The sequence below is a fragment of the Candidatus Microthrix parvicella Bio17-1 genome, from assembly GCF_000299415.1.
Lineage (GTDB): Bacteria > Actinomycetota > Acidimicrobiia > Acidimicrobiales > Microtrichaceae > Microthrix > Microthrix parvicella.
On sequence record NZ_AMPG01000002.1, the window covers coordinates 751199 to 777664 of the forward strand.

The following is a 26466-nucleotide window of genomic DNA, read 5'->3' on the forward strand; positions in this document are numbered from 1 at the left end:
TCTCCTGGTGCGGCTGAACTGGTTGGGCGCAATCGGGCGGCGGGCTTGGTGGACGTGCGGTGGGAGGCGGAAGGGCGCCCAAAGGCGCCGATGCAAAGCCTTAGAACAACTCGCGCAGCTGGGCGAGACGTGAACGGACGGAACCGTCGATGACCTGGTCGCCGATCTCGGCGTGAACGCCGCCGACCACCTCGGGATCAACGATGAACCTCGGCGAGATGGGACGGCCGGCTACCGCCTCCAGCGCCTGGACCAGCCGTTGCTGCTGGTCGTCGGACAACGCGAAGGCCGTTCGCACGGTGGCCAGCGCCAGCCCTGCATCACCGGCGGTGCGTTCGGCCAGCTGGTTGGCGATCGCCCCCAGCTCGTCGGCGCGTCCGGCGGCCACCACCGCCGACAGTGCCGCCAGCGTTGACGGCGACACGTTGCCGCCCAGCACGTCGGTGACCACCTTGGTGCGTCGGTCCGCGGGCAGGGAAAGGTCGGCCAGCGTGGTGCGAAGTTCGACGTTGCCGTCGATCTCGCGGGCCACCCGGTAGAGCTCGTCGGCCACGACGGCCTCGGCGCCCTCGGCGCGGGCAAGACCCAGCAGGGCCTCGGCGTAGTTCTCGGTGCGCGTGTCGCTCACGGGGTGCTCCTAGGACCTGGCGCCCAGATGGGCGATGTACTGGTCGATCAAGTCGGATTGTGCTGAGTCGTCGAGCGACTCGGTGACGACCGCCTCGGCGGCACCAAGCGACATGCGGGCCAGCTCGGCCTGCACGTCGGCGCGTGCCTGGCGGCGAGCGATCTCAACGTCGGAGGTGCCGCGATGGCGAATGGCCTTGGCCTCGGTCTCGCCCTTGGCGATCAGGTCGGCCTCGACCTTCTCGGCGGTCGCTTTGGCATCGGCCTGGATGCGGGCCACCTCGCGCTCACGGTCGGCCAGCGCAGCCTTGATCTGGTCACGCTCGGACTCGGCGGCGTTCAGTGCGTCGGCCGATTCGGCCAGGCCCGCAGCAATACCGTCGGTGCGCTTGTTCATCGCCCCCTTGATGGCAGGCCCGGCCTTCCACCAGATCAGGCCGAAGACGATGAAGAAGGCCAGCGAACCGACCCAAACCTCTTTGATATCATGGGGCAACCAGAAGGAGTTGCCTTCCGAGGCCACTACAAGGGCAAGTTGACTCATCGTATTCCTCTAGTTCTCGGACGGTGCGAGGTAGGTCTCGGCGATGCGCTGTGCGACCGCCGGGTCAACGGTGCGTCCCAGCACCTTGGATGCCGCAGTTCCGGCCAGTTCGGCCACCTGCGAACGTGCGCCGAGGAGCACGTCGGCCCGCTCGGCCTCAACCTCGGCAAGGGCGGCCTGGCGGATCTGTGCCGCGTCGGACTCGGCCGCAGCGGTCAGTTCGGCCCGCCGGGCCTCGCCCCTCGCTCGTGCCTCGTCCACGGTTGTCGATGCATGAGCCCGTGCCTCGGCCAGGGTGGCGTCGTAATCGCGCCGCACCTTTTCGGCCTCCACCTTGGCGCGCTCGGCACCCTCCTCATCGGACAGACGCTGTTCGTCACGCTGACGCATGACGGCGCGCACCGGTGGCAGCAACACGTAGCGCATCAGGATCCACAGGGCGAGAAACAGCCCGGTGCCCCACAACAGCTCCGGCATGGTGGGCAGCACCGGGTTCACCGGGGTCTCCCCACCGCCGTCTGCGGCAATGGACATGATGGTTGCCAACATTGAAGGTACTCCTCAGGTGGTGTCGACGAGGCGGCCCGGCAAGTGCCGAACCACGGGGTTGGGCCTCAGACGAACTTGAGCAGAATGAACACAACGAAACCGATGAGGGCCAGAGCCTCGGTGAACGCGATGCCGAGGAACATGGTGGTCTGCACCTGACCGGCGGCCTCGGGCTGACGGGCGATGGCCTGAACGGCCTGGCCGACCAGGTAGCCGATGCCGATGCCGGGGCCGATGGCGGCGAGGCCGTAGGCCGCACCCGCACCGGACGCACCGGCGATGGACTTGGCCTCATCGGCGCTGACGTCGGCAGGGGTCGCCTGCTGGGCGATTTCGATTGCGTGGTGTGCTGCCTGGGACAGAACGCTCATCTGGGTGTTCTCCTTGTCGGTGGGGCCTGAGGCCCTATTTGTTGTGTCTCCGCTGTGCGAAAACAACATCTGTGGTTGGAACGAAGGGGGTTACGCCGGCCGGTGGGCCGGGGGGTGGATCAGTGCGCCGGGTGCAGCGCGCCGCCGATGTACACACCGGCGAGGAGGGAGAAGATGTAGGCCTGCAGGAAGGCGACCATCAACTCGAAGGCGGTGAAGGCCACCAGGCCGAGGAACGGGGCGATCGCCAGCGGAACCAGGGCGAACTGCATGGTCTCCGCAAGGAGCAGGCCCAAGGTGAGCACCGAGAAGGTGACCAAGAGAATGTGCCCGGCGAGCATGTTGGCGAAGAGCCGCACCGCCAGCGAGAACGGGCGCACCAGGAAGGTGGAGATGAACTCGATGGGCGTGACCAGCAGGTACAGCGCCTTGGGCACGCCCGGGGGAAACAGCGTCTGCTTGAGGTAGCCGAGCCCGTTGTGCTTCAGGCCCACACCGATGAACATCACCCAGGTGACCAGGGCCAGCATGAGGGGGTTGGCCATACGGGCGTTGGCCGGCATGTGCGAGGTGGGGATGATCTCAAACAGGTTGCCAATGAAGATGAAGAAGAACATGGCGGTCAGCATGGGCAGGTAGCGCATGCCGTCGGGGCCGATCGTTGGCATCACGATCTGCTTTTCCATGAAGTCGACCGATGCCTCCACCACGTTCTGCACGCCGCGGGGTATGGGGTTTTTCTTGCCCTTCATGGCTGCCAGCCAGAACAGGATGGTGGGCACGACGACCGCGATCAACGAGATCAAGGCGATCTTGTTGAAGCCGCCGAACTTCGCCGGCCAGACGACGATCTCGTCGATGGAGGGGAACTTGAGGCCCCGGGTGTTCTCCGGCTCCGCCGCAAACAGGGCGGCGGGCGATGCGGACAACGCCAAAAGTGGGGATGCAATCACAGGGTGACTCCTTGGCTCAGGCTGCGTCGGCCACCGAGGAGGTGGCGTCGGGGGTCGGAGAATTAATGTTGCCGGTCAGGTTGACCTGCGTGGCGGTGACGGCGGCGCTGCGGCGCCCGGCGCGGGGCTTCAGACCCGGAAACGCCATGGAGCCCGATACGTAGCGCAGCTCCCAGAACAACAGGCCCAGGTGGGTGACGATCAGCACCACGCCGAGGGCGACCGGGTCGAGCCAGGGCTGGTCCTTCACCAGCAGCACCGCAACGAGGATCAGACCGAGACGGATCAGGTAACCGAAGAGTGCAGCACCGGCCATGACGGCAATGGAGATACGAGCACCGGCCTGCAACATCCAGGCGGACAGAAGGAAGTTGAGGATCACGAGACCCAGGGCGAATGCGGCGGAAATGGCGCCGTCGGTGCCCCAGATCGCCCCCGACACCAAGATGGCGAGTGGCGACCAGATGGCGGCTCGTCGAATCAGGTCGACGGCAATCTCCATGGCCGGGGACGGGCCTTCCAAACGGGTCAGCAAGCCGTTGGCGGGCTGAGCGTTGGAGGACCGGGCGGTGGGATTCGAAGGCCGAGTCACGACCCCGCCTCGACGGTTGCAAGGGTGGCGGAGGACGAGGAGGCGGGCGAGGTACGAGCGCTGCGGCGTGCGTCCGCCTGCGTGTTCATTTCGGTCCGGTACGAGGTCAGGACCTTGTACAGGGCGCCGATCAGGCCGTAGAACGCACCGACGATGGTGAGCACCGGGGTCCAGCCGAGGAGGCCATCCAGCCAGAAACCCAGCAGGCCAAACAGGGCGGGGGCGGCCACCAGGAGGTACCCACCGTGACCGCGGTCCATCTGTTCGCTCAACCTGGGCATCGCCGCGGAGCTTCCACCGGACGGTGACAGCTTGGGCGAGGCTGCGTTGGATGTCACCTGGATGGACACAGAAACGAACTCTCAGTCACGTCGACGGCGGGCGTGGGGCGGGAGGGATGCTACCGAAGAAGGCAACGATGCCTCGCACGGTGGCGGTAACGGCACGGAGGTGTGTTCCGGAACCGCTCGGACTGCCTTGTGAATCCGTGCACGAACTCTACGAAACGTCGTGCCAACGCACAAGTTACGCCCCGGTCGGCTGCCACCGGAGCAGGTTGATCACTTGCTGATCGGTGCCGATGTTCGCTCGATGGCATCCACCACGCGGTCGGTTTGGGCTCGTTGCTCGTGGATCAGCCGGATCATCCAGAAGCGCAGGTAACGACCCAGCGAGTAGCGAAGGAACAGCGTTGCGCCGATCACGACGATGATGTTGCCCAGCCAGAAGGTCTGCGAGGCGAAGGCCCGCTGATCGGCCGCATCGGACGTGGACGCCACGAGCAGGATCCCCACCACGGCAAGCACCACGGGTATCACCAACCCGGCGATGCCCAGCTTCATGGCACGGGCCTCGCCCTCGGCTGAACTACCCGACAGCTTGAGCCGCCCGACCTCCTCGGTGAACGCTTCGGCGCGATCGCCCATTGGTCCCCCCTGCGTCGATCCCTGCACCGGCTGATCGACCGCGGTTCCGAGGTCGGCCGGCTCGGCACGCTGTGAATCCTGTTGTGCCATCTTCACACTCTCCTGATTTTGATCACTGCCCACCAAGGTAGGCACTGGACAATTCCGCCTCGATCGCCGTCGGGTCTCCCACGGCGCGAATTTTTCCGTGAACCATGATGGCCGCCCGGTCGGACACACCGAGGACCGTCCTGGCGAACTGTTCCACCACCACGATCGACACGCCGTCCGCCGCGATGTGTGCAACGACGCCGTACAACTCCTCGACGATCAGCGGCGCCAAGCCCATCGACAGCTCGTCGAGGATCAGCACTGCCGGGTCGGTCGCCAGCCCTCGGGCCATCGCCAACATCTGCTGCTCGCCGCCCGACATGGTGCCGGCCACCTGGCTGCGGCGCTCGGCCAGACGACTGAAGCGCCCGTAGGCCGCAGCTTCCAGATCGGCCAACTTCTTGCCGGTGAACGTTGCCATGCGCAGGTTCTCGCGCACGGTGAGGTTTGGGAAGATGCCCCGACCCTCGGGGATCATCGCCATGCCGGCTCGGGCCAGATCCTCGGCCTTCGTTCCGGTGACGTCACGGCCCGCCACCAGCACCTTGCCGGCGGTGGGCTTCATCAGCCCGGAGAGGATGTTGAGCGTGGTGGTCTTGCCGGCGCCGTTGGGACCCAGCAGCGCATACACCTCACCCGGCATCACGGCCAGATCCACCCCGTGCAACACCTCGATGGAGCCGTAGGCCGCCCGAATGCCCTGCAACTCAAGGATGGGCTCCACTGCGATCACCGGATCGGGCGGAGCTGAGGTCGTCGACGAACCGGCCACGATCACATCCCCCCGGCAGCGGAGCCGAGGTAGGCGTCCAACACCGCCTCGTTGGCCTGAATCTCGGCGGGGGTACCCCTGGCGATCACCTGACCAAAGTCCAGCACCACGATCCGTTGACACACCCGCATCACCAGGGGCACGTCATGTTCCACCATGAGGATGGCCAGGCCATCCGCCGCCAGCTCCTCCAGGAATTCACCGAACCGTTCCGTTTCGGATTCGTCCTGGCCCGACGCAGGCTCGTCCAACAACAACACCTTGGGTCGGGTTGCCAGCGCCCGACCAACCTCCAAAAGCCGGGCCATGCCGGTGGAGATCGCGCTGGCCGAGTCATCGGCGATAGCGGTCAGGCCCACCTGCTCCAGGATGTGGTCCACGTGCTCGGCGGTATCGCGGGATTTCAGCTCGGCGGCCATCTGAATGTTCTCACGAACGGTCAGCGACGTGAACACCTCCAGGCGCTGGAACGTGCGGGCCAGGCCCTCTTGCGCCCGCCGGAAGGTGGGCCACCCGGTGACGTTTCTGCCCTCCAGCATCACCGTGCCCGCCGTGGGGGTGAGCATGCCGGTCAGCGCGTTGAAGGTGGTGGTCTTGCCCGCGCCATTCGGCCCGATGAGGCCCACGATCTGCCCGGCCTCGACGGTGAGGTCCACGTCACTGACGGCCAGGTTTCCGCCAAAGCGAACCGTGATACCGCGTGCCTCCAAAAGGCTCATGAATCGCCTCCGTTTCCGGCCATCGCCGGAACGGCCGAGGCGCCGTTGGTTTCAGAGACTGCGTAGGTTGCCAGGTCGGCCTCGGTCAGCCCGAGGGCGGCATCGACCTCGATGAGCTCACCGCGGTCGAAGGGCCGATTCACCCCGGCCAGGTCGGGCGATGGCTGTGGCGCCGCCGCCTCGGCGTCGAGCGGCCCGTAGACGCGGGTGAGCACCGCGCCGACCGCGCCGGCGAAGGCACCGATCATGATGACCCGCCAACCGTTGCTCTCCGTGATCGAAGCGACCGGCACCAGCAGGGCGACCACGGTGGCGCTGACGCCCCCGATGGCCACGGGCAGCCGCTGCGATGGGTGCGGACCGTCGAAGAGCAGGGGCGTCAACGGGGCCACGACAAACACCCACACCACGATCGCAGCGGTGAACTGCCAACCGGACACCACCCCGACGGCGGTGAGCACCCAGATGCCCACTGCGCCGAGCACCGAGATCACCAACGCCTCGGTTCGCTCGCCCACCGCTCGAAACCCCGCTCCGACCTCGGTCATGGCGCCGCTTGGGTTGCGGCCCAGGCTAATGCCCATCAGCCCGGGGGCAAAGCTGGTGAGCTTTGCGATCGAGATGCTGAACACCGAGAAATACCCAAGGGCGTTGGAATTGAAGATCGGACCGAGGATCGATTGGAACGCCCCAAGCAGCAGGCCGCCGAAGAACGCGCCGCCCACCAGGCCCACACCTCCAACCACCGCCAACATGGTGACCGCGAGCGAGTTCTCAAAGGTGAACTGCTCCGCCTGAGCGGTGCTGGCCCACAGTGCGCCCGCCAGGCCGGCGATACCGGAGGACAGCGCAAACACGTACACGTTGGTGCGGGTCAGGTTGAGCCCCAGCGTGGCGCACGCGTCAGGGGAGTCCTTCATGGCCATCAGTCGCCGCCCGAAGCCGGAGCGACGCACGGCGACGACCGCGATGCCAACCAAGGTGAACGCCACGGCCGACACGATGATGCGGGCCGTGGCGGTGTTCCACGAGCTCACCAACGGCGGCACCGCCAGGTTGCCCTGAGGCATGACCTTCTGTTGGCTGAGCACCAGTTTGGACAACATCAGCGCAAAGGCCGCTGTGAGCAGGGCGAGATAGATGCCCGAGAGCCGCAGCGCCGGTAGCGACACCAGGGCCCCGATGGTGGCGGCAACCAGCACCGCTACGACCACTCCCAGGATCGGGTTGTTCACTCCGAGGTTCCCCATCACCACGGCCCCGATGCCCGCAAAACTCATCTGGGCCAGCGAGATCTGTCCGGAGTAGCCCGCCAACGGCACCAACGACAGGCCCACCAACGCCAGTGCGTAGCCACTGGCCAACGACAACTGGAACACGTCCGGGATGATCACGGTCAGCATGATCGTGCCGATGGGGAACAAGATGGCGCCGATCAGCGTCACCCGCCAGGTGGGAACGCGAAACTGGTCGCGGGTGGTCGAGAGGCTGTGGCTGCGCAACCGCTCGGGCCGGATGAACAACATGACGACGAACAGCACAATGGCGGGCATGGCGCTCTGGAGGTTGGCCAGCGTCCAGCCGGTGTTGATCTGAAAGCTCGTGACCGCCCGTTCGACGACGTTGGTGTCGCCCGGCTTGACGAAGCTGGACACGTAACTCTGGGCGAGCCCGAGGATGATGGCGCCGAGGAAGGTGAGGGGTACCGACTTGAGTCGACCGATCACCGGGGCGGCGTAGGCGTTGAACACCAGCAGGGTCAGCGTGACCGCTTCCAGGGTGCTGATCGGAGCGCCGAGGACGCCGGCCAAAGCCGCCAGTCCCGCGCCAAGCCCCCAGGAGGCCATGGAGGTCAACCCCGGTCGAGCACCGTTGAGCTGCGCCAACGACCGGTCATCCACCACGGCCCGCATCGCGATGCCCGTGCGGGTGTTGTACAGGAACAGACGCAGAAAGACGGCCACCAGCCCCGCTGCGACGAAGATGATGATGCGGTGGATGCTGATGCCCACCCCGGCGATGGTGATCGGGTCGGAGTCAGGGAAGAACTCGGGCACCGAGCGAGCGATCGTCGGGTCCCAGATCACCGGCGCCAGGCCGATCAGCGCCAACAACAGGCTGACGGTGACCACCAGCTTGATCAGCTCCGAGGTGCCCTCAAGCCCGCGCATCAACCCTTTTTCGACGATGCCCCCGAAGACGGGAGCGACCACGCCCACCACCAGCAGCAGCGACAGCCAGATGGGGAGACCCCAGCCCTCGGTGAACTGCCAGTAGGTGAACGCGGCCATCATGCCGAACGCGCCATGGGCGAAGTTGAACACGCCCGACGTGGTGTAGGTGACGACCAGGCCAGAGGCGGCAATGGCGTACAGCGCCGCCGTGACCAACCCGGCGACGGACGCGGTCAGAAACTGGTTCCACAGGTTCGGGGTGCCGGCCGCCGCCAGCATGGTGGTGATCACCCGCGGTGCGCCGACGTTGGCGAGGCACCCGAGCGGGCCGAGGCGCGCTCAGCCAGGGTCCGTGCGGGTTCAGTCAACATCGATGGTGACCACCGCGTTCTTCTTCGGGCAGTAGTAGCCGTCCTCGGTGGCGTCCTTGCTGCCCCACTCGGGAAACGCCCGAACAAACTTGTCGCCGTCGACCTTCATCGAGATGATGCACTTCGCAGGTTCGTTCGTGCCCGGGTTGGTCGTCGAGTGCAGACCACCGCCGGTCCACTCTCCGATCTTGCCCACCTGCTCACGGATGCAGTCGTGGCTGATGATGTGGTCGCCCTGCTCGGCGCACGCGGTGGCCGCCTCGGTGAACAACAGCCAGGCCGACATCGACTGGATGCCCAGCGCCGCGGTCTTGGTCTGGGGATCCTCGGCCTTGCGGGCGGCCATCAGCTCTTCAAACTTTTGAATCGCCGGGTATTTGTCGGCCTCCTCGAAGGGAGCGTGGGGAAGCCTGATCAGCACCTCGCCGGCCGGATTTGAGCCCTTCTCCAACAACAGCGGGTCGTAGTTGTTTGACTCGGCGAACATGGGGATCTTCAGCCCGTCCTCTTTCATCGAACTGAGCAGCAGCCCGAAGTTGGACGGCTCGCCGATGAAGGTGCCCATCGTGGCGCCGGAACCCTTGAGGCTCTGGGAGGTGAGCTTGAAGTCCTGACCCTGAGCCGCGTAGGCGATCTCCTGGCCCAGCCCAAACGGCTTGCCGAGCTTCGTGAGCACGGCGTTGGTCTGGTCCATGACGAACCGAATCGTGTCCAGGTCGCCGTACACGCTGGCGAGGTCACCAACCTCTTTCGGATACTCCTGGGCGAGATAATCAAAGAACGCTGCCGGACGCACGTTTGCCGGGTTGGGCACAGCGGCGATGTAGGTGTCGGTCGCCTCGGCCTTTTCCTTCGTGACGGTGAAGCCGGGCATGTCCAGCTGGCCGCACTCCTTCAGGTTGCCGGGGCCCTGCAGTTGCAGGTTGTCGAAGGTGGAGCCTCCACCGACCATGGCAAACACGTCGTTGCACGCCGCAGGCAGGTACTGGGCAACGTTGAACAGTTGGCCGTCAAGGTCGACCGGTTCGATCTGGAGGCCGGCGATGCCACCCTGGGCATTGCACCAGTCGATGTAGGCGTTGGAGGAGTCCCAGAACTCGCGCAGCAGGCCGGGTCGGATGTCGGCGCCCTTGTCGGAGTTCACACCGATGTACAGCTTGTCGGTGCCCTTGCTGCCGGCCTCGGACTTCTCGATCTTGCCCTCGCCGGGGCCGCAGGGCGCCTTGAGGGTACCGAAGTCGGCCTCACCGTCGGCCTGTCCGCCGGAGTCGCCCCCGTTCGCAACCTGGGTACCGCCGTCTGAGCCTCCGCCCGTCTCGGCGACCGAGTCGCCCTTGGCGCCGCAACCGGCTGCCACCAGCATCAACGCCACAAGGGCGAGCAACAGGCGCGCACCTCCGCCGCGATGAGCGACTCTGCCGCGCTGAGCTGCCTCGTGAGCCTGTGACATTGCTTCCTCCCTCGACCGGCGCAACCCGGTGACCCCTGCCACACATATATCAGCAGTAGCCGGCGAGATTTGCAACTTCCGTTCCGGCAGCGGCGGGCACTATGCCAGAATCTGACGGTCCGTCAGGTTTCGGTTGACGGCGACGACACGACGCGCCACAGCGCGGCCGACACGACCAAGCATTCAACGATACGGAAACGGAGACTCCCCATGGCAGATCTGGTGATTCGAGGAGCCCAACTGGTGGACGGCACGGGCGCCAAGGCCCGCACGGCCGACGTCGCCGTCACCGATGGACGCATTACCACCATCGGTGACGTCTCCGAGGCCGGCGAACGGGAGGTGGACGGCACCGGCCTGATGCTGGCCCCCGGTTTCATCGACCCCCACACCCACTACGACGCGCAGCTGCATTGGGATCCGACCGCATCACCCTCCAACCTGCACGGCGTCACCTCCGTGGTCGCCGGTAACTGTGGCTTCACCCTGGCCCCGCTGCAGCCCGGCGACGGCGACTACGTGGCCCGCATGATGGCCAAGGTGGAGGGCATGCCGCTCGAGGCGCTGGAACGGGGTCTCGACTGGAGCTGGGAGAGCTTCGGCGACTTCCTCGACCGCCTCGACGGGTCGATGGCCCTCAACGCCGGATTTCTGGTGGGCCACTCGGCCATCCGTCGATACGTCGTGGGGGCCGACGGCCAACGTGAGGCCACTCCGGACGAGATCGAGGCCATGGCAGCACTGCTGCGGGCCTCCATCGAGGCGGGCGGCATGGGCTTCTCCACGTCGCTGTCGTTCACCCACTCTGACGGCGACGGCGTACCCGTCACCTCCCGCTTCGCCAACCGTGATGAGGTGCTGACGCTGTGTGGCGTCGTTTCGGAGTTCGAGGGCACCTCGCTCGAGTTCGTCATGGACGGCTGCCTCAACGGCTACTCCGAGGACGAAGAGGACTACATCCTCGAGATGGTGCGGGCCGGGCAACGGCCCATGAACTGGAACGTGCTCACCGTCGACTCCCGCAAGGCCGACGAATACCTCCACCAACTGAAGGTGGGCGCTCGCGCCGCCGAGGAGGGCCTGTCGGTGGTGGCGCTGACCATGCCGACACTGCCTGGCATGACCCAGAGCTTCGGCACCCACTGCGGCCTGTGGCTGCTGCCCGGCTGGAAGCACATCATGGGCCTGCCGCTGGAACAGAAGAAGGAGTATCTGCGCCAGAGCGGCGTGCGCCACGTGCTGGCCCAACTGGCCGCCTCCGAAACCGGTGCGCTGTCCCGCCTCACCACCTTCTCCCGTTTCGAGATCGGCGACACGTTCTCGGAGGCCAACGAGGGCCTGAAGGGCCGCGTGGTCGAGGACATCGCCGCCGAGCGGGGCCAGGAGCCCTTCGACACTCTGGTTGACATCGTGCTCGCCGACGACTTCAAAACCATCCTCTGGCCGCTGCCCACCGACGACGACGACGCCTCCTGGGAGCTACGCCGCCAGGTCTGGGAAGGCAGTGGCGCCATCCTCGGTGGGTCCGACGCCGGTGCGCACCTGGACCGCATGCTGGGCTCGAACTATCCATCCAAGTTTCTTGGCGACAGCCTGCGGGGCCGCCAACTGGTCAGCCTCGAACGGGCCGTGCAGATGATGACCCAGGTACCGGCCAGGCTCTTCGGCCTGACCGACCGCGGCACCATCGAGGTGGGCAACCACGCCGACCTGGTGCTGTTCGACCCCGCGACGGTCGACTCGGGCCCGATCACGATGCGGGCCGACCTGCCCGGCGGCACCGAGCGGCTCTTCGCCGACGCGGTGGGCATCGCCGAGGTATGGGTCAACGGCACGACGGTGGTGGCCGACGGTGAGCCCACCGGAGCCGTGCCCGGCACGCTGCTGCGCTCGGGTACCGACACCCACACGCCCGACTTCTCCTAAGCGCGTCGGGGTGATGTTCACCACCCCGAGGTTGCATCCTGTTGGTCGCGCCGCGGGTGCGCTCATCCGCGTGCTCGCTCGAAGCGGCGACGAGATCGTTCGCGACGGTCGACGTCTCGACCCGCAGATGCGAGCCCTGCTGACCGTCGCCGAGCGGGTGGCACCAACGAAGGACCGGCAGGTTGCGAGGGCACGGGTCGACATTGGACGCTCGGTCATGGTCGGGCCACCGGTGCCGCCAGGCGTGCACACCTCGGAGCGTGACCTGCCAGGCCCGGCCGGGCCCATCCGGGTGCGCTTCCACCGCGCCGCCACCACCGCGCCCGGCGCACCGGCGATCTGTTTCCTCCATGGCGGAGGTTGGGCGGTTGGTGACCTGGACAGCCACGATCCGCCCTGCCGGGTTTTGGCGCAGGACACCGGCGCCGTGGTGATGGCGGTTGACTACCGGCTGGCCCCGGAGCACCCCTACCCCGCCGCCATCGACGATTGTGTGGCCGCCTACGCGTGGCTGGCCGGTCACTCGGGCGAGCTGGGCCTGGACGCCACCCGGCTGGCGATCATGGGGACTCGGCCGGCGGCAACCTGGCGGCGCTGATGGCCCGGGCCGGCGTGCCGGTGGTCGACCGCTGCTTCGACGATCTCATCCACGGCTTTTACAACATCGGCATCACACGTCCCACGCTGTTGGCCGCTCACGAGATCAATCGAACCATCGCCGCCGCGCTGGCGGGCAACAGTGCGCCAGACTGAACCAATGAGCACCCCACGCGTACATCCAGTCGGCCGAGCGGCTCGAAGCATGCTCGCCATCGCGGCCCGCAGGGGCGAAGAGGTCATCCGGGACGGACGCCGCCTCGATCCGCAGGTGCAGGCCATGCTCCGGCTCGCCGGCCGGGTCTCCCCACTGGAGAACCGGGACGTTGCATCTTCACGTCGCGACATGGCGAGGGCGGCGATCCTGGGGCCACGCGGTCCGCAACGCGTTCACTCATGGGAACGGGACCTGCCCGGGCCGGACGGACCGCTGCGCGTTCGGTTCTACCGGGACGCCAATCTGACGACGACGCCACCGGCGATCTGCTTCTTCCACGGTGGCGGTTGGGTGATCGGCGACCTCGCCTCCCACGACGGCCCCTGCCGGGAACTCGCGGCCACCTCCGGGGCCGTGGTCATGTCGGTCGATTACCGCTTGGCGCCCGAAGCCCCCTATCCGGCGGCGATCGACGACTGCCTCGCGGCGTACCGCTGGCTGAGCGAACAGTCGGGCGAGCTTGGAGTCGACGGCGATGCGCTTGCGCTGATGGGCGATTCGGCCGGTGGCAACCTGGCGGCGCTGGTGGCGCTTGGCGCCAGGGATCAGGGGCTGCGACCGCCGGCAGTGCAGGCCTTGGTCTACCCGGCCACCGACTTCACCATGACGTCGAGGTCGATCGAAACCTTCGCCGAGGGATTCCTCCTGACCAGGGACTCGATGGAATGGTTTCGCGGGCAGTACCTGCCGGACTCCGAGCGCTGGCACGACCCCGCCGCCTCCCCGCTCTACGCCGACGTCACCGGTGTGGCACCGGCGCTGGTGTTCACCGGCGGCTTCGATCCGCTCCGTGATGAGGGCCGTGCGTATGCGGCAAAGCTGGCGGAGGCCGGGGTGCCGGTGGTCGACCGCTGTTTCGACGATCAGATCCACGGCTTCTACAACATCGCCATCACCAGGTCATCGGTCGCCGCCTCTGACGAGATCAACCACACCGTCGGCGCTGCCCTGCGCGGCGATCTGGCTTGGTGATTCAGCGGCTGAAGCTGTCGCTACCGGCGAGCCCCGGCCCGGGTGTCGGTGCGCGTCGGCGTTGCCTGATCAGACGTGGACCCACCGTCTTTGATTGACACGACAGGGGTCTCGGTGGTCGATTCGGCTGCGGCCCTACGGCGGGCCCAGTGGAGGGTCACCGAAGGGCCCAGCATGGTGAAGAGCGCCAGGAGCAACGCCAAAATCCCAATGGGCACGATGCCGTCGCCGCGCCCGGTGAACACCGGGATCAGCACAAACCCTGACAGCAGCGCGGTCCAACCCCACAGGATGAACACCGCCCGACGATGTCCGTGCCCACGATCGACCAGGCGGTGATGCAGATGCTTGCGGTCGGCAACCGACACCCCGCTGCGACCCACGGTGCGTCGCACGATGGAGAAGGCGGTGTCGAGGATCGGAACCCCCAGGATGAAGAGCGGCACCAGCAACGGCGCAAAGAAGAACCATGCCTGGCCCGAGAACGGATCGTCGGAGTTGCCGCCCACGGCAATGGTGGAGGTTGCCATGGCTGCACCGAGGAACAGTGCGCCGCCGTCCCCCATGATGATCTTCGCCGGATGCACGTTGTAGGGAAGAAACCCCAAACACACGCCCAGCACGATGACGGCGATCAGCGGTCCCACGTTGGACGGATCGAGTACCCCGTTGCGCGACAGCGCCAGGGAATAGGCCAGAAAGGCCGCCGCAGCAATGGCGGTGATACCGGCGGCCAGACCATCGAGCCCGTCGATCAGGTTGATGGCATTGGCCATCCCCACCACCCAGATCACGGTGAGCAGCGCCGACAGGTCGGGTGACAACACCAGCAGATCGAAGAACGGCACCCGGAAGAACAGCAGGCTGAGCCCCGACAGCGAGAGGATCGAACCTGACAGCACCAGCCCGGCCACCTTGGCCGGGGCCGAGAGGTGACGCACGTCGTCGGTCAGCCCGGTGGCGAACGCCACCGCGCAACACAGCGCCGCGCCGGCCATCTCGGTGCCCGACATCATGGGCTTGAAACGTCCGAGCAGCGCGGCCACGCCCAACGCCGCCGCAAACCCGACGAACATCGCCAGACCACCCAGGGCCGGCATGGGCCGCGTGTGAACGGTTCGCTCGTTCGGTTCGTAGACCAGGCCCACGCGCAGGCAGAACCGTCGCACCAGGGGCACCGTGAGGACGGTGGCACCGAAGGCCACGGCCAGGATGACGACGTAGGCGATCACGTCAGTTCACCCCGGCCCGATCAGCCGGACTCACCCGGGAACCAGCATCACCCAACAGCGTCCGGGTACACCGGGAAGCGTGCGCACAGCTTGGCGGTGCGCTCCGCGACCTCGGCGTGCACGGCGGCGTCGTCGGGCTTCGACAGTACGGCGGCGATCAACTCGGCGATCTCCGACATCTCTGCGGGACCCATGCCCTGGGTGGTCACCGCCGGCGTGCCGATGCGCACCCCGCTGGTGACGAACGGCGAGCGGGGGTCGTCGGGGACGGTGTTCTTGTTCAGGGTGATGCCCGCCGCGTCGAGCGACGCCTGAGCCACCTTGCCGGTGAGGTCGGCATTGAACGGACGGAGGTCGACCAGCAGCAGATGGTTGTCGGTGCCCCCCGAAACCAAGCGGAAACCCTGGGCGGCCAACGCCTGGGCCAACGCCTGGGCGTTGGCCACGATGCCGGCCGCATAGTCGGCGAAGCTGGGATCGGCGGCCTCTCGAAACGCCACGGCCTTGGCGGCGATCACGTGCTCGAGCGGGCCACCCTGCAGGCCGGGGAAGATGGCCTTGTCGATCGCCTTGGCGTGCTCCTCGCGACACAGGATGGTGCCGCCCCGCGGGCCGCGCAGCGTCTTGTGCGTGGTGAAGGTGACGATGTCGGCTTCGGGCACCGGGTTGGGATGCACGCCGCCGGCGATCAGCCCTGCGATATGAGCCGCGTCGAACATGAACAGCGCGCCCACCTCATCGGCGATCTCTCGGAAGATCTTGGGATCGATCTGGCGTGGATAGGCGGTCGCCCCGGCCACGATCATCTTTGGCTGGTGTTCATGGGCCAGGGCCCGAACCGCCTCATAGTCGATGCGCTCGTCTGATTCGGTCAGCCCGTATCCGACGAAGTTGTAAAACCGTCCCGACAGGTTCACCGGGCTGCCGTGCGTGAGGTGGCCACCGTGGTCAAGGCTCATGCCCAACACCGTGTCGCCCGCGTCCAACAGCGCCAGGTACACGGCCACGTTGGCGTTGGCGCCCGAGTGCGGCTGCACGTTGGCGTGATCGGCGCCGAAGAGCGCGCACACCCGGTTGCGTGCGATGTCCTCGATGTCGTCCACCACCGCGTTGCCGCCGTAGTAGCGCTTGTGGGGGTAGCCCTCCGAGTACTTGTTGGTCAGCACCGTGCCGGTGGCGGCCATGACCGCCGGCGAGGCGAAGTTCTCCGAGGCGATCAGTTGCAGCCCCCGTTGCTGGCGCTCCAATTCGGCATCCAGCAGGTCGTTGATCTCGGTATCCGGGCTCTGGGGCCATCCCACGTTGGGGTACTCCTTGTTGATCTGGGGGGGGTTTGGATCGATGAGGAAATTCGAGGGGTTCGATCGACGCGACGAGTGCGGCTTGGGTGGGGCCGCCGCCGGGTCAGCCGAGGAGGTCGTCAAGCTTGGCCACTCGGGGAGCGTGGCGCCCCCCCTGGAACCTGGCGGCAAGAAAGGCCTCCAGGGCCTCGATCGCCACCTGGTGACCCACGAAGCGACTGCCCACGCAGAACACGTTGGCGTCGTTGTGTTCCCGCGCGAGACGGGCCGAGGTCACATCGTGCACGGTTGCGGCACGCACACCGGGAATCTTGTTGGCGGCCATCGCGATGCCGATTCCAGAACCGCAGACACCGACCCCGAGATCGGAATCACCGGACGAAATCGCCTTGCCGATGGCGGCGCCAAAGTCGGGGTAATCGCAGCGCTCCTCGGAGTAGGTGCCCACGTCGGTCACCTCATGGCCCAGGCCGCGAAGAAACTCGGCCAGTCCCTGCTTCAGTTCGAATCCGGCGTGATCGGCCCCCACGGCAATGCGCATAGCCCCATCGTACGGGCATCGGGCCCATGCGGGCGAGCGGAAGCACTCTCGACGCCGATTGCCCCGGCCCCGTCAGGATGACGGGCAACGCGTTCCGTGTTCACATCCGGCCAGTTGTCAGCACGCCTGCCGCTGCGACACGCTACGGCCATGCCAACGCAGCCACTTCCCGCCGGCGTCGATCCCAGGACTCCGGTGCTCATCGGAGTCGGGCAGCATCTGCAACGCACCGATCGGGCTGACCCCGAACTGTCACCCGCCGCGCTGATGACCGAGTCGCTTCGCCTCGCCCTCACCGACAGCGGCTCCGATTCACCCGACGCGCTCGGTCGCTCGCTGGGCTGGATCGGCGCGGTGCCGGCGCTGACCTGGCGCTACAACGATGCGGCCCGGGAGGTGGCCGACTCCATCGGTGCCGACGGCGCCATCACGGCGACCTGCGCCATGGGCGGTCACTCCCCCAACTATCTGCTGGGCGCCGCCGCCCGGGCAATCGCAACCGGAGCGCTCGATGTTGCGGCGATCACCGGAGGCGAGGCCGGGCGGGCGAGGGCGGCCCACCGGGCCACCGGTGCTCAGCCCGACTGGGGCACCCAGGGCGACGATGTTGCACCCGATCAGATGGTGGGACCAACCGAACTGGAGATGGCGCATCCCGCCGAAGCCGCCCACCGGCTCTACATGCCCACCCAGATGTATCCGTTGTTCGAGACCGCGCTCCGGGCAGCTTCGGGCCGCTGCATCGATGACCACCAGGCCGACGTTGGCGAACTGTGGGCCGGTTTCGCAGGCGTTGCCGCCTGTAACCCCCATGCCTGGGACCGCACCCCCTACACAGCAGCCGAGTTGATCACGCCCAGCGCGAGCAACCGTTGGGTCGGCTGGCCCTACACCAAGCACCTGGTGTCAAACGCCCGCGTGGACATGGGTGCATCGGTTGTGGTGGCCTCGGCTCAGGCCGCCGCAGCAGCAGGCGTACCCACCGACCGCTGGATCTTCCTCCACTCCGGAACCGATGCGGTCGATCGCCTGGCGTCGGAACGGGCGTCGTTTGCCGACTCACCGGCAATGAGAATCGCCGGGGGCCGGGCGCTGCAATTGGCGGGTCTGACCCCGAACGACCTCGACTTCATCGACCTCTATTCCTGCTTTCCTTCCGCGGTGCAACTGGCCGCCAACGCGTTGGGCATCGATACCCACCGGGCGCTCACCACCTGGGGCGGCCTGTGCTTCGCCGGTGGCCCCTGGAACAACCCGGTCTCACATGCCTTGGCCGCCACGGTGGACGCGTTGCGGGACCTGGGTACCGGCACGGCGCTGGTGACCGCAAACGGTGGCATCGTGCACAAGCACAGCTTTTGTGTGCTGGCAACCGAGCCGCCTCGGAACGGCTTTCGTTGGGAATCGCCCCAGGCGGAGGTCGACGCGTCCGACGCTGCGGTGCCGGTGGTGCTGCACCCAAGCGGGCCGGCGAGCATCGAGGCCTACACGGTCATGCATGATCGTGGAAATCTGCCCGAGCGGGCACACGCGGCCGTTCGCCTGGCCGACGGGGCCAGGGCCTGGGCGTTCAGCGACGATGCCGACACGATGGATGAATTGATGGCCGCCGAAGGCGTGGGCAGATCGGTCCGCGTCGATGATGCCGTGCTGCGCCTCACAAGCTGACGACCGGCCGATCGGCGTGCCGCCCTTGGCGGTGGCGGCGGGGCTGACGGCGGCAGGGGTGACGGCGCCAAGGACGGCGCTGCTCAGGCGGCGCCGGGCAGCTTGGAGTTGAGGGTGCCCTCCTCACCGAAGAGGGTGGCGCGCCAGGTGTCGACCAACCCGGTGGTATCGCGATCATCGGGGTGAAAGCCCCGACGATCGTACTCACGGAGCGCATCCCACATGTCCCGGCTCAGCATCGGCGAGTCTTTCAGGCGCTTCCAGCTTGAGCGGAGCGCGCCCGGCCGGTAGCTCGACCGGTCACCGGCCAACGAGCCCAGTACCGCCAGGGTCATGAAGACCACAAACGACGTCCTGATGGCCTTCATGGTCCAGATGCGCATGCGTTCGCTGCCACCGACCGCGCGGTACACGTCGAACGCCACCGCTTTGTGCTCCGACTCTTCAAGCGCATGCCACACGAAGAGTTCGCGGACCGCCTGATGGCCAAGCCGGTCACGGGTCTCCTCCGAGGTCAACACATGCTCGGCCAGCGTTGCGGTGAAGTGCTCCAGCGCTACGGTGACCGCGAGGTTCGACTTGGGAGACGCAACCTTGTAGCGGGTGGCCAGCGCCCGCTTGGCAATGCGATCGTACAGCCGCGTCGGGTATCCCAGTTGGGCCAGTCGCTCGTTGAACGCTCGGTGTTCCCGGCCGTGCACCGACTCCTGGCCGATGAATCCGGCCACCTGGCGCTTGAAGGCGGGCTCGGTGATTTCGGACCGAAAGTGGCGCACGCAGCGGACGAAATAGTCCTCGCCTTCGGGGAACACCGACGAGAGGGCGGCCACAAGGTGACTGGAAATCAGGTCGCCGTCCTCGGCGAAGTGGCGGGGCACCGCCTGCAGCGACGCTTCGAAGCTGACCCGACGAGTGGGCACCAGACGTGGTCCGGGGGTGGAGGCCTCCGTCGATGGGGGGACTGGTTCCGTTGATCTGGTCATCGCCATAAGTCCAATCATACCCAGACTTGAGACTTTTCGTCAATCACTCATTTGATGGGCCGCCCTCGGCCCGCAGCCGCTCGGTGAGCATGGTCATGACACGCTCCTCCGCCTTCGGCATCTCGGTCAGCAGTTGTCGAAACTGGCGCGAGTTGAACCGGAGGAGGTGCATGTCGGTGGTGGCCACCACCGAAGCGGTGCGAGGTCGATGGTCGATCAGCGCCATCTCACCAACCATGTCACCACTCCCAAGGGTGGCCACCTCCTCGTCGCGAACGCGCACCGAGGCGGTGCCTTCCATGATCACGTAGCAGTCAACGCCGGTGTCCCCCTGGTCGATCACCATCGCCCCGGAACCAACCTTCAACTCGCCGGACAGCGAGGCGACCCGGGCCAGATCCTCGTTGCTGAAACCCTCAAAGAACGCCACTCCCGACAGGTAACCGGCACTCTCCGCCGGCTTCTTCCAAAAACTCATCGTTGCCCATCCCCCTCATCCCGAGCGCTTCGCCCCGGCCACGTCGCATCCTAGTTCAGGGTGTGTCCTCCGGCACCTGAAGCCACCAACTCACAATCCGATCAAACTCGATGGGCCCCGCCCGAAGCAGGCGCGGCATGCCCGACGGCTCGGCTGACCCATCCACCACGGTGGATGCCGTTCCGGGGAGCGGCCCGCCGTCGACCAGGCAGTCGATCGATCGAGCCTCGGGCCACACCTTGGTCAGTTCGCCCCAGTTGCGAAGATCGCAAAGCGGCTCACCACCGGCGGGGTTCGCCGAGGTCACCGCGATGGGGCCGACGCGCTCGGTCAACCGTCGCACCAGTTCGTGGTCGGGACACCGCACCCCGATGGTGCCGTTGGAACTCATGCCCGTTGGGGCGCCGGCACCTGCTTCGGCCACCAGGGTGAGGGGCCCGGGCCAACCGGCTTTGGCAACCCGCACCAGGCCCTGTTGAGGCTGGTCAAACAGCGCCAGCCCCTGCCCGGGTGTCGCAACCAGCACCGCCACCGGCTTACCGGCGTCGCGCCCCTTGACCCTGGCCAGCGACTCGATGCCGGCCCTCGACGCCGTCGCCGCCAAGCCGTAGACGGTGTCGGTGGGCATGAGCACCACCTGCCCGGAGTCCACCGCCTCGACCAGGGCATCGACGGCCCGGCCGTCGATCGCACCGGCACCCGGACGAAGGCGAATCAGACGAGCCATGGGTGCATCACGGTACCCGCACGGCGCTCTGGTTACTGGCGGACAGGGCCCGGGGTCGGCCGGTGAGGTCATCATGCAGCGCAACATCGACGAGGCCTGCCCGGCGGGCCAAGCCGCTGACCTCCTCCCCCTGGGTGTCGCCCATCTCCACCACCAGGACGCCACCCGACCGAAGCCAGGTCGGGGCGCCGCCGATGATCACCCGAAGGTCGTTGAGCCCATCGGCCCCGGCGCGCAACGCCTCGGTCGGCTCCCAGCCCTCCACCACCCGGGGCAGTGGCGCCGCATCGGGAACGTAGGGCGGGTTGGATACAACCAGGTCGATCGTGCCCGCCAGATCGGGCTCCAACGCGTCCCACCAACTTCCGGCCGCCACCCGCACCCGGCGCGCCGGTGAGCCGACACCGGCCAGGTTGGCCCGTGCCACGCTCAGCGCATCATCGGAAGCATCGGTGGCGACCACACGGACCCCGGGCCGTTCGGCGACCAGGGACAGGGCGATGGCACCGGTGCCGGTTCCCAGGTCGACGACCAAGGGCGCTCGCACCCCGTCCGCCACGATCCGGTCAAGATGCGCCAGCGCAACCTCCACCACCATCTCGGTCTCCGGGCGAGGAATCAACGCCCGGGCATCGGTGGCCAGGTCGAGCCGACGAAACGACCACCGGCCAAGCACGTACTGAAGCGGCTCCCCAGACGATCGTCGAGCCACCATGGCGTCCAGGCGGGCCACCTGGCGAACCGTCACCGGATCCCGATGAGCCAAGGCCAACTCGGCGCGATCCAGGCCGCTCACCTCCTCCAGCATCCACGCGGCCTCGTTGGCGGCGTTGCCAAGACCGGCCGACGCCAGGCGCTGCCCGGTCTGGGCGAGCAGTTCACCCAGCGACGTCGTGTCGCCCTCCGGACCTTCGACACCCACCACCTCAGGGGTCGGTGCTCCGGACGGTCCCTCGACCTCGGATTGGGTCATGTCGCTTCCGTCAGCAACCGTGCCCGTTCATCTGACAACAATTCATCGGACACCACATCGAGTTCGCCGGCAAGCACCCTGTCCAGTGAGTACAAGGTGAGGCCGATGCGGTGGTCGGTGACCCGGTTCTCCTTGTAGTTGTAGGTGCGGATCTTCTCCGAGCGCCCGCCGCCGCCACCTTGGGCCCGCTTGGCGCCGGCGGTCTCCGCCGCCTGCTCGGCCCGGCGCAGCGCCAGCAGTCGGCTGCGCAGCACCACCATGGCCCGCTCACGGTTTTGGGTCTGGCTCTTCTCGTCCTGCATGGCGACCACCAACCCGGTGGGCTCGTGGGTGATCCGCACCGCCGACTCGGTCTTGTTCACGTGCTGGCCTCCCGCGCCGGACGCCCGGTAGGTGTCCACCCGAAGCTCGGTCGGATCGAGGTGCACCTCGACGGCGTCGGCCTCCACCAGCGCCGTCACCACCGCAGAGGAGGTGTGCACCCGGCCCTGCGCCTCGGTCACCGGCACGCGTTGCACCCGATGGGGCCCGGCCTCAAACTTGAGGCGGCTCCATGCGTCCGGACCGCTGACGCGCACCATCGCACCGGTCAGTCCGCCCATGTCGGACGAGTCTGCGCTGAGCACCTCGAACCGCCACCCGTGACCCCCCGCCCAGGTGCGATACATGTCCAGCAGTTCCCGCGCAAACAGGTTGGCCTCCTCGCCACCCTCGGCGCCCCGCACTTCGAGCAGCACCGGACGGCCGGCATCCGGGTCCTTGGGCATCAGCTGCGCCCGCAGATGCTCCTCGGCGGCGGTCACCGCCGCGGTGGCCTCGCGCGCCAGCTCTGCCAGCTCGGGGTCGGAACCGTCCTCGGCGATCAGCTCGCGCGCCGCGTCCAACTCGCCCTGGGCAGCTCGCCAGGCTTCGATCGACGCCACGATCGGCTCCAGCTCGGAGTGGCGCCTGGCCATGGCCACCTGACGCTCCCGGTCTTCATAGATCGCCGGGTCCGCCAGGCGCAGCCCAACGTCGGCGAACTCCCGCTCCATGGTCTCGAGACGTTCGGTGTTGAGCTGCGACACCCCCGGAGACTACCGGCGCGTTGTGAACGACCCCCACGGGGGGGTCAGGCCGACGATACGTGGCGGTCGGCGGGCCAACGCCGCCACCCGCTCCGTCCCGACCAACACATCGGCGCCGGGCAGCGCCAGCACCAGCCGGGCATCCGGGTCGATGGCCTCGGCCAGCTCGAGCGCAGCCGGCACCAGGTCGGTGTCCACACCGGCCGAGCAGACCACCACGAGGGGCGAACCTTGCTGATCGGTGCCCGACGCTGCGGCAGGGGCCACGCTGCGCAGCCCGTCACGCAACCACAGGCCCGGCTCCGCGTTCAGCGCCGATGCACCAACCAGCCCTGGCCGAGCGATCAGTTCGGCCCGCAACCACCGCTCCCGTGCCAGGCGGGTCATGGGATGGGCGCCATTGTCCGGAGTGCGGGTAAGCCGCACCAGATCGGCGGCTCGCTGCAACGCCTGGCGACGCGGCAGGTCCGATTGGGCCACAGCTGACAGTTCCTGATCGAAACGACCGACGCCGATGTCCAGGTGGGCCCGTCCATCCACCATGGTGATGCGAGCCACCTCCAACCCGGCCACCTCGCCCAGAATCGTGCCGGGCTCGCCGGCGAGCTCCAACCCGGCGTCGGACAGCAGTTCCACCAGGTCGGGCGCCTGGTCCCACGGCGACGGCACCATCGCGGGTGGCGCCACAGCGTCGACCTCGACCACCTCGGCACCGTCGACCAGCCACACCCGAACGTCGGGAACGAACAGTCGGCCGATGCGTGCCAGGTGGCCGCCCACCTCCCGATGATCGTCCGGCGGCAGACCGAAGACCGTGTGGTCGGCGTTCTCTGCGGCGCCGGCCGGCAAGGCGGCGTAGTCGGACGAATCGGCGTGATCCCGTTCGGCCTGAGCCGAACTGCCGACCGGGAGGCTCGGATCGAGCACCAGGTCGAGCCGGGACAGGCCGGCCCCGCCATGATCGCTCGATGCTGTTTCCTTGGCCGCCCACATGAGTGCCGGGCCAAGGCTGCGTCTGGTCGGCCGACCGACAAGGACGGCCACGTGGGCGCCCGCCGCCCGCGCGGCGCCATCGACCAGTGGGCTCTCAGCATCGACGTTGGCCTGGCCGAAGCCCAGGGATCGCTCGCAGATGGTGCGCAGCTTTGCGACGCGCAGCCGGCCGTGGTCACTCATTTACTGCCCCACACCGATGCCCACCGGCGGAGGGTGCTGCTACTTCGAGTCGTCGGTGGCAGCCGCATCGCCGCTGCGCTTGCGACGGCCGTACCGGCGCTCGAAGCGCTCGACGCGCCCGGCGGTGTCAACGATCTTCATCTGACCGGTGAAGAAGGGGTGCGAATACGACGAGATCTCCACCTTGGCCAGCGGATACTCGTTGCCATCGGAGAAGGTCACCGTCTCGGTGGTGGAGATGGTGGACTTGGTCAACCACTGCTCGCCGGAGGAGTTGTCGTGAAAGACGACCTGGCGGTACTCGGGGTGAATGTCTGGGCGCATAACGAGGTCCTACTCATGTGGGGCACGGTGCCAACCGGCAGCGTGTTCTGGGAGTGCAGAGCGTTGAGGTAACGATCGGTGGGGCCGACCGGGAGGAAGGCGACCGGAAGACGCTAGCGGCCCGAAGCCCGGTTTGCGACTTGGAGCGGCGCCGTCAGGTGGTCGGCGTGGCCTTCAGGAGCGCATCGTTGTCCGGCGTTGCACGGATCTGCTCCACCAACCATTCCAGACCCGCCAACGACGATCCGTCCTCGTTGAGGGAGGCCAGGTGACGTCGCAGGCTCCGCATCCGGTCGGCCTCATCGGCACCCACCAACTCGTCGAGGTGACGGGTGGAGGTGTGATCCAGGTCAAGCGCGGGGAACACCTGCCAGTCGGCGGCCCGTCGATCGAGGTGCACCTCCATGTTCGCGGTACCCGCAAACTCCGCCCACACCAACTCGTCGGCCGCGGCGGCGGTGTCGGAGCGCAGCGTGGCCAGGATCGTCAGCGAGCCATCCCCGGACAGGCTTCGCGCCGCACCCAAAAACCGCTTCGGTGGGAACAGCGCCGCAGCGTCGATGCCACCCGGCAGCGTGCGACCCGAGGGCTGCCCAACCGCCGAATAGGCACGAACCAGGCGGGTGATGCCGTCGACCAGGATCACCACGTCGTTGCCCAACTCCACCAGACGCTTGGCCCGTTCGAGGGTCAGTTCCAGCACGTGGGTGTGCTCCTCCGGGGGGCGTTCGAAGCTGGAGGCGATGACCTCACCGTTGGTCAGCTCACCCAGGCCGGTGATCTCCTCGGGTCGCTCGTCCACCAGCAGGATCATCACGTGAGCGTCGGGGGTGGCGGCCTCAATGGCCCGGGCCAGGTTGGCCAGCACCGTGGTCGCCCCCGATCGCGCCGGAGCCACGATGAGCCCGCGCTGACCCAACCCGATGGGCGCCAGCAGGTCGATGGCACGGGCCGTGACATCGTCGGGGCGATCTGCGGTGGCCAAGGCCACGCGTTCGTGGGGATACACCGGGGTGAGATCGTCAAACCGGGGCCGCTGCCGGGCCTGCTCGGGGCTGAGATCCATCACCTTGTCCACCCGAAGCAGCGCCGGGTTCTTCTCGCGACCACCGGCCGGTCGATAGGCGCCGGTGACATGGTCGCCCTTGCGAAGCCCGTTTTGGCGCACCATCTTGGCCGAGATGTACACGTCCTCCCTGGAGGGCAGGTAGCCCTTGACCCGGAGGAAGCCGTAGCCCTCGTCACGCAGGTCAAGAAAGCCCGCCACCTCAACCGGCTCGCCCTCCCACTGGCCATCATCCTCGTCACGGTTGCGACCGCGACGACGGCCGCGCCGACGTCGGTTGCCGTCGTCGTCCAACTCGTCCAGGCCGGAGTCGTCCTGGTTGGGGCCGTCCTGGTTGGGGCCGTCCTGGCCGGAGGCGTCCTGCCCGGAGTCGTCCTGCTTGGAGCCGCCGGCACCGGCATCGTCCTGGTCGTCACCGTCGTGTCGATGGTCAACCTGGCGCTTGGTATCCTTGCTCCCTACGGCGCGCTGCCGACCGGCGGCACCATCGTTGCCCTGTCCCTCGCCGCCCCGACGCCCGGAAGCGCCCTGTCGGCCGCTCTGCGAACCGGAGCGACCGCTGTTCCCGCCGGCATCGGTCGACTCGGCGTCGTCGGACGCGGTCTTTGTGGCAGCGGTCTTTGGGGCAGCGGTCTTTGTGGCAGCGGTCTTTGTGGCAGCGGCTTTTGGAGACGTGGCCTGAGCATCATCGTCGCCATCAGCCGGCTCCTCAGCGGCGGCCTCGTCGACGCCTGCCAACTTGAGGATCAAGTCGACGATGTCGGCCTTCTTGGCACGAGCGGGTGGCTTCGTGCCCAGCGCCGTGGCGATGGTGACCAGTTGGGTCCGGTCCTTGCCTTCGAGCTTGGTGCGTTCCAGGTCGATCGACTCGTCCGCCATGTGGGGAGATCCTCTTGGTTGGGCATCGATGCCGTCAACGGCATGTCGATGCGGCGAGCACCCGGAAGGGGCGACGCATTCGGTTTCGGCTGGCCGTCGATGGAAGCGCACGCCATGGTGAAACCACCTGGCTCCGCAGGGAGTCGGTCGTCGCTCACCTTCGGCTCAGCAAATGGCATGTTATCGACGCACCCAACCCGG

At 67.3% G+C, this 26466-nt stretch carries 28 protein-coding genes; 5 read left to right on the top strand and 23 right to left on the bottom strand.

Features of this window, described 5'->3' with window-relative positions; translation table 11 throughout:
* Positions 1-100: 100 nt before the first annotated feature.
* The 12 genes from atpH to MPARV_RS0111675 all read right to left on the bottom strand — a co-directional run bounded on the left by atpH (position 101) and on the right by MPARV_RS0111675 (position 10138).
* The gene (atpH, locus tag MPARV_RS0111620; RefSeq protein ID WP_020378360.1) at positions 101-628 is read right to left on the bottom strand and encodes an ATP synthase F1 subunit delta; all 528 of its coding nucleotides are present in this window, start codon (positions 626-628) and stop codon (positions 101-103) included.
* Positions 629-637: 9 nt separating this feature from the next.
* Positions 638-1171: a F0F1 ATP synthase subunit B family protein gene (locus tag MPARV_RS0111625; protein ID WP_081582254.1), complete on the bottom strand. Its 534-nt coding sequence runs from the start codon at positions 1169-1171 to the stop codon at positions 638-640.
* 9 nt (positions 1172-1180) lie between these two features.
* Positions 1181-1720: a F0F1 ATP synthase subunit B gene (gene atpF, locus MPARV_RS0111630; protein WP_012222602.1), complete on the bottom strand. Its 540-nt coding sequence runs from the start codon at positions 1718-1720 to the stop codon at positions 1181-1183.
* A gap of 65 nt (positions 1721-1785) precedes the next feature.
* Entirely contained in the window at positions 1786-2058 is a 273-nt protein-coding gene (atpE, locus tag MPARV_RS0111635; protein WP_031278359.1) for an ATP synthase F0 subunit C, read from the bottom strand.
* A 152-nt stretch (positions 2059-2210) separates the two neighbouring features.
* Entirely contained in the window at positions 2211-3044 is an 834-nt protein-coding gene (gene atpB, locus MPARV_RS0111640; RefSeq protein ID WP_012222598.1) for a F0F1 ATP synthase subunit A, read from the bottom strand.
* A gap of 16 nt (positions 3045-3060) precedes the next feature.
* Positions 3061-3636, bottom strand: a complete 576-nt coding sequence (locus MPARV_RS0111645) for an ATP synthase subunit I (RefSeq protein WP_020378364.1) — start codon at positions 3634-3636, stop codon at positions 3061-3063.
* Entirely contained in the window at positions 3633-3986 is a 354-nt protein-coding gene (locus tag MPARV_RS0111650; protein WP_020378365.1) for an AtpZ/AtpI family protein, read from the bottom strand. Before MPARV_RS0111650 ends, MPARV_RS0111645 begins: the two co-directional genes overlap by 4 nt.
* A 210-nt stretch (positions 3987-4196) precedes the next feature.
* On the bottom strand, positions 4197-4652 hold the full coding sequence (locus MPARV_RS22750) for a hypothetical protein (protein ID WP_012222591.1): 456 nt from the start codon (positions 4650-4652) through the stop codon (positions 4197-4199).
* Between the two features lie 22 nt (positions 4653-4674).
* Positions 4675-5430 carry an ABC transporter ATP-binding protein gene (locus MPARV_RS0111660; RefSeq protein ID WP_020378367.1) on the bottom strand — a complete coding sequence of 252 codons (756 nt, stop codon included), beginning with the start codon at positions 5428-5430 and terminating at the stop codon, positions 4675-4677.
* Positions 5427-6143 carry an ABC transporter ATP-binding protein gene (locus MPARV_RS0111665; protein WP_020378368.1) on the bottom strand — a complete coding sequence of 239 codons (717 nt, stop codon included), beginning with the start codon at positions 6141-6143 and terminating at the stop codon, positions 5427-5429. The genes MPARV_RS0111660 and MPARV_RS0111665 overlap by 4 nt, the downstream gene beginning before the upstream one ends.
* Positions 6140-8608 carry a branched-chain amino acid ABC transporter permease gene (locus tag MPARV_RS0111670; protein WP_012222585.1) on the bottom strand — a complete coding sequence of 823 codons (2469 nt, stop codon included), beginning with the start codon at positions 8606-8608 and terminating at the stop codon, positions 6140-6142. Before MPARV_RS0111670 ends, MPARV_RS0111665 begins: the two co-directional genes overlap by 4 nt.
* A 69-nt stretch (positions 8609-8677) precedes the next feature.
* Positions 8678-10138 (bottom strand): ABC transporter substrate-binding protein, encoded by a 1461-nt coding sequence (locus MPARV_RS0111675; RefSeq protein ID WP_020378369.1) that lies wholly within the window; start codon positions 10136-10138, stop codon positions 8678-8680.
* A 210-nt stretch (positions 10139-10348) separates the two neighbouring features.
* Here MPARV_RS0111675 and MPARV_RS0111680 point away from each other — a divergent pair, with 210 nt between their 5' ends.
* Genes MPARV_RS0111680 through MPARV_RS0111690 form a run of 4 tightly spaced genes read left to right on the top strand, consistent with a single transcriptional unit; the run spans position 10349 to position 13850 of the window.
* Complete coding sequence (locus MPARV_RS0111680; RefSeq protein ID WP_012222581.1) at positions 10349-12064, top strand: N-acyl-D-amino-acid deacylase family protein; 1716 nt, start codon at positions 10349-10351, stop codon at positions 12062-12064.
* Positions 12065-12077: 13 nt separating this feature from the next.
* Positions 12078-12662, top strand: coding sequence for an alpha/beta hydrolase fold domain-containing protein (locus MPARV_RS21275; protein ID WP_202948829.1), 585 nt, complete (start codon positions 12078-12080; stop codon positions 12660-12662).
* Entirely contained in the window at positions 12662-12817 is a 156-nt protein-coding gene (locus tag MPARV_RS25375) for a hypothetical protein (protein WP_012222575.1), read from the top strand. Before MPARV_RS21275 ends, MPARV_RS25375 begins: the two co-directional genes overlap by 1 nt.
* A 4-nt stretch (positions 12818-12821) precedes the next feature.
* Positions 12822-13850 (top strand): alpha/beta hydrolase, encoded by a 1029-nt coding sequence (locus MPARV_RS0111690; RefSeq protein ID WP_157789576.1) that lies wholly within the window; start codon positions 12822-12824, stop codon positions 13848-13850.
* 20 nt (positions 13851-13870) lie between these two features.
* Here MPARV_RS0111690 and MPARV_RS0111695 read toward each other — a convergent pair whose 3' ends face one another.
* The 3 genes from MPARV_RS0111695 to rpiB form a co-directional block, all read right to left on the bottom strand.
* Positions 13871-15082, bottom strand: coding sequence for a glycosyltransferase family 4 protein (locus MPARV_RS0111695; protein WP_020378371.1), 1212 nt, complete (start codon positions 15080-15082; stop codon positions 13871-13873).
* A 47-nt stretch (positions 15083-15129) separates the two neighbouring features.
* Positions 15130-16383 carry a serine hydroxymethyltransferase gene (locus MPARV_RS0111700; protein WP_031278369.1) on the bottom strand — a complete coding sequence of 418 codons (1254 nt, stop codon included), beginning with the start codon at positions 16381-16383 and terminating at the stop codon, positions 15130-15132.
* Between the two features lie 103 nt (positions 16384-16486).
* Positions 16487-16924: a ribose 5-phosphate isomerase B gene (rpiB, locus tag MPARV_RS0111705; protein WP_012222566.1), complete on the bottom strand. Its 438-nt coding sequence runs from the start codon at positions 16922-16924 to the stop codon at positions 16487-16489.
* A gap of 150 nt (positions 16925-17074) precedes the next feature.
* Here rpiB and MPARV_RS0111710 point away from each other — a divergent pair, with 150 nt between their 5' ends.
* Positions 17075-18592, top strand: coding sequence for a hypothetical protein (locus MPARV_RS0111710; RefSeq protein ID WP_031278371.1), 1518 nt, complete (start codon positions 17075-17077; stop codon positions 18590-18592).
* Between the two features lie 83 nt (positions 18593-18675).
* Here MPARV_RS0111710 and MPARV_RS0111715 read toward each other — a convergent pair whose 3' ends face one another.
* The 8 genes from MPARV_RS0111715 to rho form a co-directional block, all read right to left on the bottom strand.
* Positions 18676-19575, bottom strand: coding sequence for a metal-dependent hydrolase (locus MPARV_RS0111715; protein WP_051011997.1), 900 nt, complete (start codon positions 19573-19575; stop codon positions 18676-18678).
* Between the two features lie 43 nt (positions 19576-19618).
* Positions 19619-20053, bottom strand: coding sequence for a Crp/Fnr family transcriptional regulator (locus MPARV_RS21280; RefSeq protein WP_012222553.1), 435 nt, complete (start codon positions 20051-20053; stop codon positions 19619-19621).
* 55 nt (positions 20054-20108) lie between these two features.
* Entirely contained in the window at positions 20109-20780 is a 672-nt protein-coding gene (locus tag MPARV_RS0111725; protein WP_020378375.1) for an L-threonylcarbamoyladenylate synthase, read from the bottom strand.
* 7 nt (positions 20781-20787) lie between these two features.
* Positions 20788-21753 carry a peptide chain release factor N(5)-glutamine methyltransferase gene (gene prmC / locus MPARV_RS0111730; protein WP_020378376.1) on the bottom strand — a complete coding sequence of 322 codons (966 nt, stop codon included), beginning with the start codon at positions 21751-21753 and terminating at the stop codon, positions 20788-20790.
* Positions 21750-22820, bottom strand: a complete 1071-nt coding sequence (gene prfA / locus MPARV_RS0111735; RefSeq protein WP_012222542.1) for a peptide chain release factor 1 — start codon at positions 22818-22820, stop codon at positions 21750-21752. The genes prmC and prfA overlap by 4 nt, the downstream gene beginning before the upstream one ends.
* Before the next feature lie 9 nt (positions 22821-22829).
* The gene (locus tag MPARV_RS0111740) at positions 22830-23996 is read right to left on the bottom strand and encodes a hypothetical protein (protein WP_020378377.1); all 1167 of its coding nucleotides are present in this window, start codon (positions 23994-23996) and stop codon (positions 22830-22832) included.
* Between the two features lie 39 nt (positions 23997-24035).
* A complete protein-coding gene (locus MPARV_RS0111745) occupies positions 24036-24320 on the bottom strand; it encodes a type B 50S ribosomal protein L31 (protein WP_012222540.1) in 285 nt (94 codons plus the stop codon).
* Between the two features lie 154 nt (positions 24321-24474).
* Positions 24475-26265 carry a transcription termination factor Rho gene (rho, locus tag MPARV_RS0111750; protein WP_020378378.1) on the bottom strand — a complete coding sequence of 597 codons (1791 nt, stop codon included), beginning with the start codon at positions 26263-26265 and terminating at the stop codon, positions 24475-24477.
* Positions 26266-26466 lie beyond the last annotated feature (201 nt).

Coding starts and splice junctions, on each gene's coding strand:
- MPARV_RS0111740 (WP_020378377.1), bottom strand. CDS start 23,996: ATGAGTGACCACGGCCGGCTGCGCGTCGCAAAGCTGCGCACCATCTGC.
- MPARV_RS21280 (WP_012222553.1), bottom strand. CDS start 20,053: ATGAGTTTTTGGAAGAAGCCGGCGGAGAGTGCCGGTTACCTGTCGGGA.
- rho (WP_020378378.1), bottom strand. CDS start 26,265: ATGGCGGACGAGTCGATCGACCTGGAACGCACCAAGCTCGAAGGCAAG.
- MPARV_RS0111710 (WP_031278371.1), top strand. CDS start 17,075: ATGCCAACGCAGCCACTTCCCGCCGGCGTCGATCCCAGGACTCCGGTG.
- MPARV_RS0111715 (WP_051011997.1), bottom strand. CDS start 19,575: ATGACCAGATCAACGGAACCAGTCCCCCCATCGACGGAGGCCTCCACC.
- MPARV_RS0111625 (WP_081582254.1), bottom strand. CDS start 1,171: ATGAGTCAACTTGCCCTTGTAGTGGCCTCGGAAGGCAACTCCTTCTGG.
- MPARV_RS0111690 (WP_157789576.1), top strand. CDS start 12,822: ATGAGCACCCCACGCGTACATCCAGTCGGCCGAGCGGCTCGAAGCATG.
- MPARV_RS0111680 (WP_012222581.1), top strand. CDS start 10,349: ATGGCAGATCTGGTGATTCGAGGAGCCCAACTGGTGGACGGCACGGGC.
- MPARV_RS0111665 (WP_020378368.1), bottom strand. CDS start 6,143: ATGAGCCTTTTGGAGGCACGCGGTATCACGGTTCGCTTTGGCGGAAAC.
- MPARV_RS22750 (WP_012222591.1), bottom strand. CDS start 4,652: ATGGCACAACAGGATTCACAGCGTGCCGAGCCGGCCGACCTCGGAACC.
- MPARV_RS0111725 (WP_020378375.1), bottom strand. CDS start 20,780: ATGGCTCGTCTGATTCGCCTTCGTCCGGGTGCCGGTGCGATCGACGGC.
- rpiB (WP_012222566.1), bottom strand. CDS start 16,924: ATGCGCATTGCCGTGGGGGCCGATCACGCCGGATTCGAACTGAAGCAG.
- MPARV_RS0111675 (WP_020378369.1), bottom strand. CDS start 10,138: ATGTCACAGGCTCACGAGGCAGCTCAGCGCGGCAGAGTCGCTCATCGC.
- MPARV_RS0111745 (WP_012222540.1), bottom strand. CDS start 24,320: ATGCGCCCAGACATTCACCCCGAGTACCGCCAGGTCGTCTTTCACGAC.
- atpF (WP_012222602.1), bottom strand. CDS start 1,720: ATGTTGGCAACCATCATGTCCATTGCCGCAGACGGCGGTGGGGAGACC.
- MPARV_RS25375 (WP_012222575.1), top strand. CDS start 12,662: ATGGCCCGGGCCGGCGTGCCGGTGGTCGACCGCTGCTTCGACGATCTC.
- MPARV_RS21275 (WP_202948829.1), top strand. CDS start 12,078: ATGTTCACCACCCCGAGGTTGCATCCTGTTGGTCGCGCCGCGGGTGCG.
- prmC (WP_020378376.1), bottom strand. CDS start 21,753: ATGACCCAATCCGAGGTCGAGGGACCGTCCGGAGCACCGACCCCTGAG.